Origin of the sequence: Lysinibacillus odysseyi 34hs-1 = NBRC 100172, from assembly GCF_001591965.1 — a bacterium.
Lineage (GTDB): Bacteria > Bacillota > Bacilli > Bacillales_A > Planococcaceae > Lysinibacillus_B > Lysinibacillus_B odysseyi.
Genome location: NZ_BCVX01000001.1, coordinates 511,734 through 528,343, shown reverse-complemented (window position 1 = coordinate 528,343; position 16,610 = coordinate 511,734). Strand labels below are relative to the sequence as shown.

Here is a 16,610-nt window from a genome sequence, read left to right as displayed (position 1 = left end):
CAACGATAGCTATCATTACTTTTGGTGTTTTTATTTATTATGGGTCTTTGACCGAGGCTAATAAGGAAACCGACAGTATTGTAACAGATAAAGATGGAGAAGTAGTAGAACCACTTAGTGGTAACAACGATAATCTAGGTCATTAATACACATTAATATCGGTAGACATTTTTCTTGACGTTCTATTTGTACCAATATTCTCTTAAGCAATCGGGCGCTTTAGTGCAACAAGGACATATAAGCTATACAAAACAATCATAATAAACATTCCCAAATAAAAGTTTGGAAACACATTAAAAAGTCGCAAAGTTTGTGAGAGATCAATATTTCGCGGCTTTTTCTATGAACACTATTTATACATCTTTTTATGCAAAGGTATATAAAGATAGCCACATACGACTTTTCAAGATTTTGCTGAAAACGTTGTAGGGGTGGTATCTGAATAAAAACCTGCATATAGAGATGTTGTAAATCTGTATTTTCCTCAAGCCTATCCTTCAATTACTCTGGATTTAGATAAAACGCTCTTCAACAATAGGGAGCAATTGTTGAAGATTAACAGTAGGAAAATTAAACTTTTTTATAAAAAATGCACAGTATTTCATAAAGAATTAACCCGTTGTGAACTAAGTTTTTTCAAAACGGGTTCTTTTAATTTAGCTTAAAATATGGGTCTGTGAGTTGTTTTTGATTAACCTTTATTCTAAAGCTACAATTGTTCATTTAGTGGAGGAAAAGACCGTTAGTATTAGCAACTTTGCTATCCATAGTTTTTGAAAACACAGAACCCTTTTCCTTGGCGGGCTACAATTATGCTAAGAGTAGGGTTTATGTTCCATCCCATAACAGACCATCACCAATAAATAAAAACCATCCTGCAAAAATGGAAAGAATCACTTGACCTCCGTAGAGTTTCCTGTTAATTTTGATAGTAACAAATTGTTATTAACAAAATGATACTAAGTTAGTTTTATGTTATTCACTCTATAAATGAGTGGAAAAGCGGAGGGATGCAAAATGAAGAAGGTAACAGGTAGTTGGAACCTATTTGAAATTACATGGCTGGTGCTGTTTACTTCCATTGCTGTCGGATTTACGGTGATCTCAAAGGACTCTTTATTCGGATTTACGGTTTTTATTACCGGAGTGCTATGCGTAGTGCTTGCAGCAAAGGGTAATTTGATGAGCTATGTTTTCGGTATGTACAATACGGTTGGCTACGCTTATTTGGCCTATATTAACGGTTTGTTTGGAGAAGTAATGCTAAATCTTCTATTCTTCGTTCCTATGAATGTCATTGGCTTTTACATGTGGAAAAATAACCGCCAAGAAGACGGGAAGCTGGCTATGCGACAGTTGGAGATAAGAGGTCTGCTTCTTGTTGGAATGGTCTGTGTAATCGGCTGTTTGCTGCTCGGGTTTGGACTTTCATTCATTTCAGGACAAAACTCGCCTTATATCGACGCCGCTACAACGGTGCTGTCTATTGTGGCGACCTTCTTAATGGTAAGAAGATTCAAAGAACAATGGCTGGTCTATATTGTGTTAAATCTCTTTACTGTGCTGTTATGGGCGATTCGTACGCTGGAGGGCAGTGGAGAAGGCTTAATGATGATTGTGATGTGGAGCGCTTATTTGATTAACGCGATTTACGGGTACTATATTTGGAATAAAGGGGCAAAGGAGGTCGCGGTATGAAAAAGCTTGGACTAACACTGGGGAAGTTTGCCCCGCTGCATAAAGGCCATCAGTTCATGATTGAAACGGCACTGCAAGAGGTCGATGAATTGATTGTGGTCATTTACGACACAACCATTACTCCAATCCCGCTTCATGTCCGGGCAAATTGGATTCGCAGACTCTATCCGGAAGTCCGGGTAATCGAAGCTTGGGATGGTCCTGATGGATATTCGGATGATAGGGAGCATGAAATCCGTGAAGAACAATATATACTCGGTTTGCTGAATGGAGAGCAAGTAACACATTTTTACTCGAGCGAGTTTTACGGAGGACATATGAGCATCGCTTTAGGTGCAGTAGACCGGCGGGTAGATGAAGCCCGCGGGCAGGTCCCAATCTCAGCGACGATGATCCGTTCCGATCCATATAAGTATAGGGAGTTCATAAGTGATATCGTGTACCGGGATCTGATTACGAAAGTGGTATTCGTTGGAGCAATGTCGACGGGGAAGTCGACAATCACCGAAGAGCTGGCACGTCGGTATCACACGACGTTCGCAAGCGAATACGGACGCGATTATTGGACTGAGCATCAGGTGGACCGCCGAATCGGCCTGGAAGCATTTGATGAAATCGCCGTTGGTCATATCGAGCGTGAAGAACAGGCAATACTTGCGGCGAACCGGTTTATTTTCGTTGATACGAATGCGATTACGACGTATATGTTCGCTCTGGATTACCACGGCCGGGCCCCCGACCTGTTAACCCGGATTGCGCTGGAGAACGCACAGCGCTACGATTTGTTCTTCCTGTGCGATGATGACATTCCTTACGACGATACGTGGGATCGCAGCGGAGATCAGAAACGGCATGTTTTTCATAAACAGATTATTGCGGATTTGAAGGATCGGCGTATTCCCTATATTACGCTGCGGGGGAGCCTGGAGGAACGTATACAAAAGGTTGACGAGGTACTGGCGAAATTCAAGCCCTACGGAAACTATTTCGGAGAGTTGAAAGGTTAGATCAAAAATAAGGGAGGAGAATCTAATTGGGTTTGGTAGATAAGGACGGACTTACGGAACGCGAATTTTTGGAGCAGTACAGAGCAGGGGATTACGAGCGGCCATCGGTGGCGACAGATATGGTTATTTTCACTGTAACGGAAGAGGAGGCTGACAGTTATCGCAAATTGCCGGAAAAAGAGCTGCGCGTTCTGCTTATTCGTCGAGGGGGACACCCCTTCCTAGGCAAATGGGCGCTGCCTGGTGGTTTTGTCCGGCCGAATGAAACGACTGAGCAGGCAGCAGTAAGGGAACTAAGCGAGGAAACCGGTGTGGAAGATGTTTATTTAGAGCAGCTGTATACGTTTAGTGATATCGGGCGCGACCCGCGAACTTGGGTGATAAGCTGCAGCTATATGGCGCTGATCAACAGTGATAAGCTGGAGCTTAGGTCGGGCGATGATGCTGCAGACGCCGCCTGGTTCAAGGTATCTTACCGGCCGCTGCGGGAGCAAAAAGAGCTGAATGAGGACGGATTTATTAAAACGCAGGAGTACGAACTTCAGCTAAGCGGTGAAGAGGAACTTTCGGCAATCGTGAAGAGGACCACAACAGCGAAGACTACATCGACAGGCACAGATTATGAGATCGTAACGAATGATGGGTTGGCTTTCGACCATGCAAAAATTATCGCATACGCTATTGAGCGGCTGCGGGGAAAATTGAATTATACCGATATTGCACTGCACTTGATGCCGAAATTCTTTACCTTAACGGAGCTGCAGCAGGTTTATGAGGTAGTGATGGATAAAGAGCTATTGAAGGCGGCGTTCCGGCGTAAAGTAGCGGATCTTGTGACGGAGACAGATCTTTACACCGAAAATGCGGGGCATAGACCATCCCGTCTATATCGGAGAAATTTGGAGGAATAGCGATGATCTACAATATTGATGAGTTAAGAAAAGCACATAATAAGGGAGAAAGGTTCAAATTCGTGTTTTTTTGGGGACATACCCCGTCTAAGGACGGCAGTGTCGACAAAAGCTGCTTCAGCCAATGGTGGATGTGCCCGTTCACGGTAGAAGGAACGCAGTACTCCTGTGCCGAGCAATTTATGATGGCCGAGAAGGCGAGATTGTTCAATGATGACGAAATGCTGGAGTCCATCCTTAAAGCTAAGCATCCTAAAGAGATGAAGGCTTTTGGACGTGCAGTACGAAACTTTGACAAAGATATTTGGGATAAGGAATGCTATGGAATCGTCAAAAGAGCGAGCTTGGCTAAATTTTCGCAGAATCCGGAGCTTGCCGATTATCTCAAACTGACGAAGAACCGCATACTCGTCGAGGCTAGCCCGCGGGACCGTATTTGGGGGATCGGCATGGGCCAGTCCAATCCAGATGTGGAGAATCCTATGAAATGGCGGGGCAGAAATCTGCTGGGGTTCGCCCTGATGGAAGCGCGGGAGGAGCTGCTGCGGAGTTAGTTCTTTATAAGGATGAATGGAATTGGGGCTTGATTCCCATTGCCAAAATGAATCCACAACTTCAATAATATTCTCACAAGAGATGATCTCCAGAAACATGCTGTTCTCTTGCGACTAAAGGCTATTTATAGGGATGATTCTTGTGAAATATCAAGCCTTACACATTCTGGGTTCGTTAAAATGAATATGCATGAGGAAATCAATTAAAGGTTGACTGTGAGATACACCATTGTATATCCGCCCTGATAACAGGAAGATACCAATCGGCAGGGGAATTGGCGACACTATGTATGTATATGAGATCCTAGCAGGATAATCTACTAGATCACTAATAGTAAGTAATCGACCTGGATGATCAGCTTGCTTTTTTGCTGGGATCAAGCCGCCATTCTACTGCGCGGGATTGGTCCTTATACACGCTCTTAATCCAAATTATTGAAAAAATTCTATGTTATAACGGTTGTAAGTTACAAAGGAAAGGAGAGAAGGAACATGCTAAAGCTCATTTATATGCTGGGTATACCAGGCAGCGGGAAAAGTTATATTGCTAAAAAAATTGCAAAACAAGAACGTGCCAAAATCATTTCGACAGATGAAATTAGAAGAGAGCTTTTTGGTGATGATAGTAAACAAAAAAAGACTTTTCAAGTTTACCGAGAAGCATTTTCACGGATTGATAAAGCCTTTGCGGAAGGTAAAAGTGCCATTTTAGATGCTACGAATATAGACCGGGATCTCCGGATGAAAGGAATCGCTCGTTTTACAAATGTTGTGAAAGAATGTTATTACGTCGATACCCCTTATGATGTTTGCCTGGCTCGTAATGCTTCACGCAAAAGGAAAGTAGAAACAAAAATAATGGAGAAAATGTACAAGTTTTTTGAGTTCCCCACCTATGGAGAAGGATGGTCTCAGATCCACATTGTTCATCATGAAAAGCCATACCCCATTTCTAAAGATTCGTTTATAAGCCTGCTTAATCAACATCCTAATTATGATGATTTATTCAACTCTCTTAGTGTGATTGATTCATTCGCAGAAATGATCCAATACAATCAAGAAAACCCCCATCACACTCACCCTTTATGCATGCATACATACAAGGTATTTGAATATATCTGTCAAACTTACGAAGAAGATGATAAGTTAGCAATGCAAATCGCTGCACTGTTTCACGATATTGGAAAGCCCTTTACCAAAGTGATCAAAAAAGGACGTGATTATGCATCTTATTTTCTTCACGAAAATGTAAGTACGCATATGGCTGTGCATTTTCTTAAGGAACTTGGCTTTGAGGATGATTTTATTATAAAAACTGCAAACATTATTCAAATGCACATGAAGATTGTATATGCAGATAATGCAGCTAGTGAAATCTATCATTTGTTAGATGATGAATATTTATGGAAATTATATTTCTTTGCTGAAGCCGATTCACTAGCAAAAAATTAATGTAAGGAGAAACACCATGTATACTAAATATCCGCGCACCTTCCATCTGCCTTGGTCCAGAACGAAGACTGACGATGATAAAGTATTAAGATCAATAGATCATTTTAAGGGCAAAGAAGTGATTGTCACTGAAAAACTTGATGGGGAAAACACTTCATTATATACGAATTATCAACATGCCCGTTCAATTGATTCGAAAGATCATCCTTCCAGGCACTGGCTTAAACAATTCCATGCGGCATTTGCTTATGAAATTCCAGAAGATTGGCGGGTTTGCGGCGAGTATGTTTATGCGAAGCACTCCATCTTCTATGAGGAATTAACGCATTATTTTTATTTGTTTTCCATTTGGAATGAAAAGAACCATTGTTTATCTTGGGACGAAACGATGGAGTGGGCAAAGCTTCTCCGATTAGAAACGGTACCTGTGCTTTATCGAGGTATTTGGGACGAGGCTGTCATCAAAAAATGTTTTACTGGAAGTTCAAAGTTTGGCGGTGCACAAGAAGGTTATGTTGTACGTTTGGCTGAGGAATTCTCTTATGAAAATTTCTCAACATCCGTTGCCAAGTTTGTTCGTAAGAATCATGTCCAGACCGATCAGCACTGGATGCAAAATGCAGTGGAGCCAAACCAATTAACGAAAAAACATGTTGATAATACAATGAGAACTCCCTGATGAGGGGAAATGAGAGTATGTAAAAATTCTACATAAGGGGAGAGGTACAGATGGGCAGGAAGAGAAAAACCTTACCGAAAAATTTCGATGAACTAATTGAAGCAGGCGATATATCGGCATTAAAAGAGGTATTTACCCAGTGCGAGTTGGATGCCCGGGGCGGCTACAATAAATCGACAGCCTTAAGCTTTTTTAATATACCGAGTGAATTGGTACGCTGGCTCGTAGAACAGGGGGCTGATATAAATGCTCAAGACAGTTACAGCAGAACAGCTTTACATAAACATGCTATAAGCTGGACCGGTCATATTGAATTGCTGCTTGAGCTGGGTGCTGATATAGAAGCTGTTGATTATCAAAACGAGACACCGTTATTTGCTGCCGCAGGTTCATTTAAGCCGCATGCGGTTCACACGCTGGTTGCTAAAGGCGCAAATCTCAACGCAGAAAATAAGAGGAAGCAGACACCTTTAGCAAAAGCTTTAGCTATGTGTAGAAACATAGATATCGTCAATATGGCGGAAGTTGCCGCTATTTTGCTTGACGCCGGAGCAGCTGTAACGCCGGCAATGAAAGACTCGGTCAAACGGATCGGAAATGAATTTGAATTTCATAGAGAAGGCTTTAATAAAGAATATTTAAATCAAACGGATGAGGCTCTTTACCGTCTGTACGAGCTGTTTGATGTTCCCCCGGTAGAAAAACGAAAGATTCACGACGGTACCTCGCCAATAACCGTATCAACAAAGGTATGGCAGGCGCAGCATGATGAACTTTGGAATTTACTAATCCCTTCAAAAGGGCATGCGAGCACCGTACAGGGTGAGGTAATCCGTATTACCGGGAAAGTATCATATGAAATTTTAGATAATGGCGGTATCAATTGGGATAACCAGTTTCGTCAGATGCTCAATTGTTTGAGCCATTACTTTAGCTTGGGCACACCATTATCTCCCGCTGCACTTCAGGAGATAAAAATATTAGTGAATAAACTGCACAACGGTCATGGAGACGATGAACCTGCAAGGTTATGCGAACTGGCAGTGCATTGGGTACTCAGTAATCCAAATCCTATTACACTGGAACAGCCCGACTATAAGAGATAACATATGTACCGTTTATTCAGCGGATATAATACGAGTTTTTCATGCGCTGTACATATCCCTTTTCTATGCATTTACCAGCTAAGAAGAGGGGGTATTATTTTCATTTCATTCAGAAATTCACATAAGAACGAAAAAATGCTGAGGTGTAAAAAAAGATGCAAAAAATTCGAAGAAAAAAGGTAATTGAAGGAACAACGGTTCCGGGGATCATTCATAATGGAAACCAATATTTCTATATAAATGTTGATGTTTATGAAGATGGAACAGCTAACTGCTGGGAACTTGTAGATTTAGCAGGGCTAAAAGAAAAGATAGACATAGGCTGGTTGACGCCGATCGCTCCTCGGGGCAAGACACTTTCGATTCACGGGTTAGGCGCATATAAGATCGACTCGGCGAATTGGCTGCATGATAAGGATACATATTACGAATATGTAGTAAATAATGTAAAGAAACTAAATCCAGGGTTTGAAAACATTTTTAAAATTACACCAGCTCAAAAAGAGTTAAATGAAACAAGAAAGGTTGTCTATTCACCTGCAGCTGTTGACTTCTATGTGGTGCGTGAAATGTTCTATGAGACAGTGGAAGGAAAAGGCTTTTTTATTTTCATGAAGGAAAATGAAAGAAACTATTTGGTGAATATGGTCGTATACGAGAACGGTCTTGTTGGAATTTATAATGCGAATTTCGAAAAATACTATCAGATGGATGAAATCGCTGAATTATTTAAGAATGGAATATTGTTTACAGCATTCTCTCATCCTTTAGAAGTTACGATTGCAGAATTGGGAGAAGTACGTTTTTCAGAAGCGCTGTATGCAGCAGATATAGAAGAAAAGAAAAAAGAACTGTCCGATATGTTTAGTAAATTAAAAGGAGAGAAAACGACTTTAGAAATCTGCAGGGAAGCTTACTATCATTATCTTGCTAACCCAAGTGACTTCACTAGAGCCAATTTAAAAGAAAAATATGAGCTCGTTCCCGAACATGAACGGATGTTTCTAGGTGATATGGATTCAAAAGACTGGGATTACCAGCGGATTATTTATAATCCAAGCGAGAAGCGAGAAGTGTAGCTGTTTTTATAAAACATAACTTGAAAGAGTGAAGGATATGAATAAAGAAGAGGCGATTTTAGAGCAATATGGATTAGAGCCCGAACATACATATAGAGGGACAATAAGGGGTCTATTGAAGGAAGAAATTAATAACAAAGATGCCGAAGATAATGAATACCTTAAAACGCTTTGTATCATGTTGTTTTCAGTTGGTGAAGCTGAAGACAGTTTACTCATTTGGGAAGCAAAGCAAAAGAACTTTGATACTAGCTGCTATATTGATGTCCAGCTCCTATGCGGTGCAGGATTTGATAATACAATCGATTATCTAATGACCATAGCAAGTAAAGAAGCGAAGCAGGAAATAGATTATTTAATGAAACGTAAAGATACTGACTTTGCTGGCTTTTCAAAGAGGGAAATGATAAATAACTATAAACAGTACTACGGAATGGATATATAAGAAAAAGGGTTTTTGGAGAGAAGAAATTTGCTGTTAATGACGATTATGCAACAGGGAGGATCAAGGTGAGAGGGTGTTAAGGAAGGAAGCTATAAAGATCATCATAGAAAATGATATTACGAAACTAACGAGGGATGAACGTGAGGCAGTGCTATGGAACACTTGGGGAATAGATGAACAGGATCCTGAATTTCATTTTTTCTCAAAGTCGCTGCAGCATGAACTATTGAATTCAGATGGACCGGTAAATGACGTAATGAACTCCCGTTATAATGAATTGTTACTTATAGGTGCAGAAGATAGTTTCTATGGAATTCCTAACGAATATTTATCTAAACTCGTTTCGGAAATAGTAGGGAGCAATATTGAGGTCGAAGGCTGCGTGGAAAAGTTATTACCTTGTCCCTGCTGTAATTACAAAACATTAGTACAGCGGGGGGAATATGATATTTGCCCAGTTTGCTTCTGGGAGGATGATGGTAACAATAATCCAAGCCGGTATAGTGGACCTAATCATATGACCTTGTCTGACGGCAGAAAAAACTTTGAAAAGTACGGGGCTTGTTCAAAAGAAGGAGCTAAACTAGTAGCTTCTAACAGATATGAAATCTATAACAAGGCTGATTGAAAAGGTATATTATTTAGTTCCTACTTTGACGCAATCCTACTTGGACTTTCAGCTACTGGCTATCTCGATTCTTACCTTTATACAGAAGATCAAAAGGGACTTCCGAAATTGTAGGGTGGAAGGATTTCAAGAAGATAGGGAAGAAGTCACGGCTTTTTTCTATAAAAGATGTAAGTTATTATCCAGTTCTGAAGAGAAACCTTATGTCTTTGGCCGAAAAAATTAGGCATTTAGGGTAGGATGCCGGGAATTACCAAATAATGATATAGTGTAAATCGGTTAAGTAAAGAGCCGTTTATCAGAATGGGGGCACTTGCATTGATAAAATATGAAATTCCTGGACTGTTGAAAAAACATGAAAACTTAATTAAAGGTACTTTTAGGTATAGCAATGAAATAAGTTTCAAGCGTGAAGAAACAAAACCATGGGACAGTAAATTAGGCGGGTGCCCTTATTTGAAAAGTGTGGAAGAGTATCCAACTGATGAAGCTGGGGAGCCTATGTTGTTTTTAGCGCAGATCAATATGGCAGATCTTGAAAATCTAGCTGAATTACCTGAAAAGGGATTACTGCAATTTTATGTTGCAAACACTGACCTGTTTGGTTTGGAAGACCCGGTTCTCGTAAAATACATAGAAGATTATGAAGAAAATGAAGAACATATAGTAAAGAAACATCCGTATGAAAATGAAGAATATAAGGGGAATCTTCCTTTTTCAGACAGCGGTAAAATGTATTTTAAAACAAGGGAAATGCCTATGTCGTCCTCATTAGACCTCTTCCAGGAAATTTTTGCGAATAAGCTGTCAGAAGCAGAATATGAGAAACTGAGTGAAGACTGCTATAGCAGCGATAGCAGAGTTGGCGGATATCCCTATTTTGTTCAAAATGATTATATTGGTTTTGATGATGACGATTTTCTTTTATTGCAGCTGGATATCGATGAAGAATGCGGCATTATGTTCGGGGATTCCGGGAACTGTGTTTTCTCTATCCCAAAGGATGCTTTGAAAAATAGGGATTTTTCAAAAGTCGTATATGATTGGCAATGCTGCTAGGGAGATACGAGTACGATGAGCTGTTCGAAAGTGTATAGTATGGGCTTTGCAATCGGACACATTTGAGCCGCTTCTATTTTCAATACAATGGCAAGTAACTGTAAAATTAACGAGTTGGAGGAGAAAAGATGACCGAAGAAGTGAATACGACAGGATGGAACGCAATTGAAGAGGAAATGACGAAGCTGTACGGGCAACAGGAGCCAAAGCATTATGGTACTGCAATTCCTTATATGCTCGGTGGTCAAGATCCATTAGACGGCCTTAGTGCTTATAAAGCGGAGTCACCTTTTCCACATTGGCATATTGTAACGTTTGGTTTCTCGGAGCTTTATGAGAAGGAATCGGAAAATCCTGATTATAGCGGCTATGGGTTTGAACTTACTTTCCGGGTCGCCCGCGGCCAGGATGAGGAGGAGCCACCAGCTTGGGCATTAAACTTACTTCAAAACATGGGACGATATGTATTTAACAGCGGCAATATATTCGCTTCCGGCGATTATTTGGATGCCAACGGGCCAATCTGCCTGGGAGCTGATACACAGCTGACTGCTCTTGCCTTTATACCAGATCAGGAACTGGAGACGCTGCATACGCCTAACGGACGCGTTGAATTTCTTCAAATGGTAGGGATTACGGAAGATGAGCTGGAGGCTATGAAAACTTGGAATACAAGAGGTTTACTTGAGGCTGGAAAAGCAGAACTGCCGGGTTATATTACGGACTTATCCCGCAATTCTATTCTGCAGGTCCCTGCTGTGAAGGAGAGTGTCCAAGTAGGAATAGACCGTGACGGTTCGAGCACCGGATTTTTATTTGTGGATCAGTTGTCCTGGGAACCCGGCAAGAATGGCCTATTCAGTAAAAAGCCGTCTGTACTTACGCTAGGAGCGAAGCAGGCTGGGACGATTGCAATGCTGCTGCGCGGCCGGCTGCTTAAGGGAAAAGATTTGGTGTTAATGAGCAATGGGATAAGCGTAACATTGGAATCCGCTCCAACGACTGGAATCGAAACAGATGAGCAGAACATCCATTTAAAACTGGACGAAACGGTTGTTAACGAGCTTATGCACAAGCTTCTGCCTAAAGAAGGAGAAATTCATTTGTCTTCTTATAAAGAATTAAAACTTCAAGTCGTTAAAACATACATCAAGGATCAAGATGGGAATGTGGTTTCTACGATCGGATAGTAATTGTCTTTCCATGTATATAACAACGAATTTATGAGGTTTACATAATTTAAAGGGAGAAAAACAAGATGAAAATAATGCGAGCGGTATCTCTCGGGAATTTACTGTTTTTCATTCCAGTAATAGTGTTAAGTTATTTCCTATGGGGCGATTATAAGGAATATATAGACGAGTATCAACCATCCTTTGAGAAGGTCTATATGCTGGATGGGGGAAAGCAGCTCATTGGCTTAGCAAAACACCCGGTTGGAGAGCAATATGATGTTTATTTTTTTAATACCGATAAGGAAACCTTAATTGGTGATACGACTGTACATACCGATTTCATAGCCGGGTTGGGACCGGCGGCTTACCAGCAGGATGGAATCATTATCCCAACTTACGATGATTCTTATGGTCTGCAAATCAATTACTTCCACTCAACAGGCATGGTTGAAGAGCTGGCACAGGGAACGATGCACCTTAAATCCTCATGGAGCTCAAATGTTTATTCCTGGCGCGGAAGACTCATTGTAGCTGGGGAAACACCAGAAAATGCATTGTTTATAGCTCAGGTGAAGGACGGAAAGCTGGATAAAGTGAATTTAGGCGAACAGGATTTGCTTCCGGCAAGGCCTGTTCGGATAGATGAAGTGCATGGGAGCTTTAAGAACGACAAAGCAGTACCCTTATTTTCTGTAGCTTTAAAGGATGATAGAACAGCATTAGTCAGCGGGATATTAGATGGAAATGGTGCTGTATCTGTGCTGCTGCAAAATGATGATGAAGGTACATTTGCTGCAGAGGACCGGGCTGGGGCTCAATTTGCTAAAGTCTTCGGTTTCAACAATGGTAAGTTAGTTCGCGAGAATGGGAACTACCCTGAAGAAGCCTCATTTTATAACGCTAACGAGAATCATTGGGAAAATCCGGTTCCAACACCTAAGCCGGTTTACCAAGCTCGTGTATTCTTGCTGAATGACGAGGAGGTTCTGATCGCAGGATCTACTGCAGAAGATGAATTAGAAGGAACTGTGACCGGATATGTATTCAATGAGAAATCCGGAGAGTTTCAAGATGCCAATGCTCTTTTGGAGCAGCTGTCCTACGAGAACTTAAAAAATGACGAGACTGAATTTTATAAGCAATCAGGCAGTGACATCCTTTATTATCGCGGTGGAGACATTACGGCAGGATTTCTTGATATGGAAATTCAGCAGGCTAAGGTTCTTTCGAGCACTCAGGTCGAGGAATGGATGCTTACTGAAGTCGAAAATAAAGTGTCCATTCAAAGCTTTTGGAATTATATAAAGCAAGGTGGAGCGCTTGTAATTAATTGGGCGATTTGGGTCTTCATCACGCTAGTGTCATTCATAGGCCTCGCATTTGCTCCTCGCTTGTATGCGAATGCAAGTAAGAAAAAAATAAGAGATGGCCAGCATATTCAGGGCAGGATTAAGAATATGGAAGAGTCGGGTTTATATGTGAATGAAAGGCCGCAAGTACGGTTTACTGTTCAGTTTGAGGATGAAGGTCAAATGAAAGAGGTTGAAATCAAGCAAGTCATCTCCTATCTGAATCCTATTCAAATCGGTGATACCGTCATGATCAGCTATAACCGAAAGAAACATAAGGCTGTATTCATCACAGAAGAGGACCTTAAACATGCATCGCAGGATTCTAAACAAGCACTTATTAAAGATGCAGTCCTTACCCGTATCGAACGTTATGGAAGTGTAAACCGGGGACAAGCTCTTCAGCTTCACTTCACAGCCGAGGGACGCGTTTATACAATACCGGTCGTCCAGTCTTTCGGATTTGAATATCGCACCGGGGAACGGGCGAACTTGATTTTGATTCAGGGAATGGCGAGAATTTTAAGCTACGGAACTATGAATATAGAAAAGGCATCGGATCAAATATCCCTGCAAGGTGAAGTGATCCACGTGCAGAAAATGCCAATAGTTATAGATAAGAAGCAGCTTATGCTTTTGGAAGTCATCATTTCTAGCGGTACGGACCGGATCCGTAAAGTGAATGGTCTCTTTGTACCTGAAAACATGACCGTGAATGTGGGTACAGTGATTCCGGTTGCTATGAAAAAAGAAGATTTGCAAAAGGAAACCCGATTACTTCAAGGTAAGCAGGGGGCGGCTAAAGTTCTCTCCGTTCATTTTAACGGGACGCATGGAGAACGCCCAGTAGCTGCAATTACCGTAGAAAAGGATGGAGTGACCTATCACATTAAACAGACAATCGAACCTGTGTATGGTGTAGCGGTGGGAGATGAATTGTGGATTGCTTACGATGAGGGTACGCGGGAAGCCATGATTATTAATTATTCTTCAAAGTAGTAATATCACGTATAAACTAAAGTGATAATAGAGGCTGTGTTAAAAACCAAAAGGACTTTTAACATAGCCTTTTTCTATCGTAAATAGATACGTTAAATACTGCTCCTGCCGTGGCAGCAACATGCCAACTAATACGTTACTGCTATTGAGGGTTGGCGACAGTATAAGATATGATAAAAAATGACTCAACACGCGGCAGGTTAGCAGAAGAGGAGAGATACATATGGATAAACAGACGTATGCACGGTATTTGCTTCAGCTTATGGAAGAAGAGGTAGACTCCGATGAATCAGATATTGAGGAAGCCCAGTTCTATGGGTATTTCCAAATATATATGCCAGATGGAAAAGGGGTAGAGGCTACTTTTGAACCTCTTGAAGATGGACATGCTTATTTGCAGAGGATATTAAAGATCTATAAAATGCTGGAACCTGAGGATTTTAGCGGATCTGCAGTGCCAGGATATTTTACTAGTAAAGCTGTTAATGTAACAAATGAGATATTAATAAATTACGGCCGACAGTTTATTCAAGGTTTAAAGGATATAATACTGGAGTCCTCTGAGAAGGCAGATACGGTAGATTCAGTAGATTACTTGCTTGGCATTAAAGAGATTAAAATTATACCTTCTGGATCAATAGATGAAATCCGTCAGCAATACGATCCTGAAATATATGAGACGATTTTTGATATCATCAACGAACAGAAGGATTACGATGAACCGATTGAAATTTTGGACGAGGCGTATTACTCGATTGCCTGTGATTACTGGATTTCCTATTATCTTCAGTGGCACCGTTATAGATTGAACGGTGATCCGTTCGCAGCATACTTTGAGCTGTATAGACGTGGATATTCAGCGGTTTTCTCAGAAAATAAACTGTATATTGGGCCGTAATTAAGGAGGTTAATTGAAATGACGGAACGTTTACCATGTAAGATGGAAGGGTGCAGCGCGACGATCTTGCCGAGCACTGCGACCAAAACAGGCGGCATCTGCATGCCTTGCTACCAGGAGCAGGAACGAAAAAAACAGCAGGCTTATATAGAAAAGCATCGTAAAATGGTGAATCTGTATGAAAATTTAACGGGTCATGTAGAGATTCTCAAGGTGATGCATGCCCCAAAAAAGTATGATCCGCTAATCCAATATGTTTCTTATCCGTTAAGCATGGAGCAGATATACATATCATTATCTGATCAAGAAGCTGATAGTATGATGAAATATGCGTTGGAATTACTTGCTGTAAATAATGAAAGTGAAGCAGAAGACATTCTATTGTCTCTAGTATGCTACCGGGATGATAATGTTTCGGATGCTCTGCCAGAACTCATACAGCGCGGCTTGTTTTATCATCCCATTCTATTTAAAGATTCACCGCAGGACATTCGAGATCAGCTTCTGGAGCGGATAGCGTGGGATGACGACAACCGTAATCATCTTCTCCTTGTACTCGGGTGGATCGGTGATTCGGCAGTTATAGACCAGTTTCAACAATGGCGAAAACAGCCGCCTGAATGGGCGGAGCAATTATTTGTTACTCCTGAAACGTATGCTCTTGATGGTGGTTGGGAGCTTACGCCCGAGGGAGAAAGGCGCAACCTTATTAACCATGTATGTTATCCCATCAGACAAGTAAACGAACAAAATAATGAGGTAAATATTGGGTATCGTGCGCGTTTTCTTGAGACAAGCAGCGCTGCATGTCCATGGTGTAAAAGAAAGTTAACGAAGCTGATGGATATTGCTGTCTCTCACCCGGCTTTGCAATATCTGAACCTGTCTATGGAAAACCTCCAAGTAGTAACCTGCGAAGCTTGCGGATGCTTCAGTACAATTTATATGGAGCTGGATAACAGGGGGATGTCGGTATGGAGTCAATTTAATCAGAAACCGGATTATCTTCCGGATCTTGAAGACGTAAACAGCAGTACTGAACCCCCGCCTTGTCTAAATCTTGCACATGTGCCGCAATCCCCATATTATGCTGCTGTTTGGACCATGTCACAATTAGATTCACAGATCGGCGGCCATCCAAGCTGGGTCCAGGATGCCGAGTATCCAGTATGCCCTTGTTGTGAACGAAGAATGCAGTATATAGGGCAGATTGATTATGCTGATTTCGACGAATATGGTGAAGGCATTTTTTATATGTTTATATGTCCAAAAGACAAGATTACAGCAACGGTATATCAGCAAAGCTGAATAGGTTCTTTTTTAAGTTAGATGGATATTACTGAATGGAGAAAAGTAGTTCGGATGAACTGCTGGACTCGGAAGAGAAGGGACACTTTAGAGTACTTGCTGTTGCGCTGAATGAAAGATTAGGGCGGAACCGCCGCTGAAATAATGATTGATGAAAATCCAACGAAGATTACAAGAGGAGCCCGCTTTGAAAGCGAGCTCCTTTCATTATTAGGCATGAACCTGAACTGGAATTGACCAGTGATTGATTAGGCTTCTTTTAA

15 protein-coding genes are annotated in these 16,610 nt (G+C 41.3%); all 15 read left to right on the top strand.

What is annotated here, in order from left to right:
* The first annotated feature begins 1,017 nt into the window (after nt 1–1,017).
* A complete protein-coding gene (pnuC, locus tag BOD01S_RS02775) occupies nt 1,018–1,698 on the top strand; it encodes a nicotinamide riboside transporter PnuC (protein WP_036155396.1) in 681 nt (226 codons plus the stop codon).
* Entirely contained in the window at nt 1,695–2,705 is a 1,011-nt protein-coding gene (locus tag BOD01S_RS02770) for an AAA family ATPase (RefSeq protein ID WP_036155394.1), read from the top strand. The genes pnuC and BOD01S_RS02770 overlap by 4 nt, the downstream gene beginning before the upstream one ends.
* A 26-nt stretch (nt 2,706–2,731) precedes the next feature.
* A complete protein-coding gene (locus BOD01S_RS02765) occupies nt 2,732–3,616 on the top strand; it encodes an NUDIX hydrolase (RefSeq protein ID WP_036155392.1) in 885 nt (294 codons plus the stop codon).
* 2 nt (nt 3,617–3,618) lie between these two features.
* Complete coding sequence (locus BOD01S_RS02760) at nt 3,619–4,170, top strand: NADAR family protein (protein ID WP_036155390.1); 552 nt, start codon at nt 3,619–3,621, stop codon at nt 4,168–4,170.
* 492 nt (nt 4,171–4,662) lie between these two features.
* Complete coding sequence (locus BOD01S_RS02755; RefSeq protein WP_036155388.1) at nt 4,663–5,622, top strand: ATP-binding protein; 960 nt, start codon at nt 4,663–4,665, stop codon at nt 5,620–5,622.
* 16 nt (nt 5,623–5,638) lie between these two features.
* Nucleotides 5,639–6,301, top strand: a complete 663-nt coding sequence (locus tag BOD01S_RS02750; protein WP_036155386.1) for an RNA ligase family protein — start codon at nt 5,639–5,641, stop codon at nt 6,299–6,301.
* A 50-nt stretch (nt 6,302–6,351) separates the two neighbouring features.
* A complete protein-coding gene (locus tag BOD01S_RS02745) occupies nt 6,352–7,407 on the top strand; it encodes an ankyrin repeat domain-containing protein (RefSeq protein WP_036155384.1) in 1,056 nt (351 codons plus the stop codon).
* 155 nt (nt 7,408–7,562) lie between these two features.
* Nucleotides 7,563–8,486, top strand: coding sequence for a DUF7638 domain-containing protein (locus tag BOD01S_RS02740; RefSeq protein WP_036155382.1), 924 nt, complete (start codon nt 7,563–7,565; stop codon nt 8,484–8,486).
* Nucleotides 8,487–8,523: 37 nt separating this feature from the next.
* Entirely contained in the window at nt 8,524–8,931 is a 408-nt protein-coding gene (locus BOD01S_RS02735) for a hypothetical protein (protein ID WP_036155380.1), read from the top strand.
* Between the two features lie 73 nt (nt 8,932–9,004).
* The gene (locus BOD01S_RS02730; protein ID WP_036155378.1) at nt 9,005–9,559 is read left to right on the top strand and encodes a CPCC family cysteine-rich protein; all 555 of its coding nucleotides are present in this window, start codon (nt 9,005–9,007) and stop codon (nt 9,557–9,559) included.
* 318 nt (nt 9,560–9,877) lie between these two features.
* Nucleotides 9,878–10,618 carry a YwqG family protein gene (locus tag BOD01S_RS02720; protein WP_036155509.1) on the top strand — a complete coding sequence of 247 codons (741 nt, stop codon included), beginning with the start codon at nt 9,878–9,880 and terminating at the stop codon, nt 10,616–10,618.
* 128 nt (nt 10,619–10,746) lie between these two features.
* Entirely contained in the window at nt 10,747–11,808 is a 1,062-nt protein-coding gene (locus BOD01S_RS02715; RefSeq protein ID WP_036155373.1) for a suppressor of fused domain protein, read from the top strand.
* 68 nt (nt 11,809–11,876) lie between these two features.
* Nucleotides 11,877–14,141: a hypothetical protein gene (locus BOD01S_RS02710; protein WP_052124880.1), complete on the top strand. Its 2,265-nt coding sequence runs from the start codon at nt 11,877–11,879 to the stop codon at nt 14,139–14,141.
* Between the two features lie 223 nt (nt 14,142–14,364).
* Nucleotides 14,365–15,039, top strand: a complete 675-nt coding sequence (locus BOD01S_RS02705) for a hypothetical protein (protein WP_036155371.1) — start codon at nt 14,365–14,367, stop codon at nt 15,037–15,039.
* An 18-nt stretch (nt 15,040–15,057) separates the two neighbouring features.
* The gene (locus BOD01S_RS02700) at nt 15,058–16,347 is read left to right on the top strand and encodes a hypothetical protein (protein ID WP_036155369.1); all 1,290 of its coding nucleotides are present in this window, start codon (nt 15,058–15,060) and stop codon (nt 16,345–16,347) included.
* Nucleotides 16,348–16,610 lie beyond the last annotated feature (263 nt).

What these genes read in the sequence shown, in the direction of transcription:
- BOD01S_RS02755 (WP_036155388.1), top strand. Translation starts at nt 4,663, where the DNA reads ATGCTAAAGCTCATTTATATGCTGGGTATACCAGGCAGCGGGAAAAGT.
- BOD01S_RS02760 (WP_036155390.1), top strand. Translation starts at nt 3,619, where the DNA reads ATGATCTACAATATTGATGAGTTAAGAAAAGCACATAATAAGGGAGAA.
- BOD01S_RS02715 (WP_036155373.1), top strand. Translation starts at nt 10,747, where the DNA reads ATGACCGAAGAAGTGAATACGACAGGATGGAACGCAATTGAAGAGGAA.
- BOD01S_RS02700 (WP_036155369.1), top strand. Translation starts at nt 15,058, where the DNA reads ATGACGGAACGTTTACCATGTAAGATGGAAGGGTGCAGCGCGACGATC.
- BOD01S_RS02750 (WP_036155386.1), top strand. Translation starts at nt 5,639, where the DNA reads ATGTATACTAAATATCCGCGCACCTTCCATCTGCCTTGGTCCAGAACG.
- BOD01S_RS02705 (WP_036155371.1), top strand. Translation starts at nt 14,365, where the DNA reads ATGGATAAACAGACGTATGCACGGTATTTGCTTCAGCTTATGGAAGAA.
- BOD01S_RS02770 (WP_036155394.1), top strand. Translation starts at nt 1,695, where the DNA reads ATGAAAAAGCTTGGACTAACACTGGGGAAGTTTGCCCCGCTGCATAAA.
- BOD01S_RS02735 (WP_036155380.1), top strand. Translation starts at nt 8,524, where the DNA reads ATGAATAAAGAAGAGGCGATTTTAGAGCAATATGGATTAGAGCCCGAA.
- BOD01S_RS02740 (WP_036155382.1), top strand. Translation starts at nt 7,563, where the DNA reads ATGCAAAAAATTCGAAGAAAAAAGGTAATTGAAGGAACAACGGTTCCG.
- BOD01S_RS02745 (WP_036155384.1), top strand. Translation starts at nt 6,352, where the DNA reads ATGGGCAGGAAGAGAAAAACCTTACCGAAAAATTTCGATGAACTAATT.
- BOD01S_RS02710 (WP_052124880.1), top strand. Translation starts at nt 11,877, where the DNA reads ATGAAAATAATGCGAGCGGTATCTCTCGGGAATTTACTGTTTTTCATT.
- pnuC (WP_036155396.1), top strand. Translation starts at nt 1,018, where the DNA reads ATGAAGAAGGTAACAGGTAGTTGGAACCTATTTGAAATTACATGGCTG.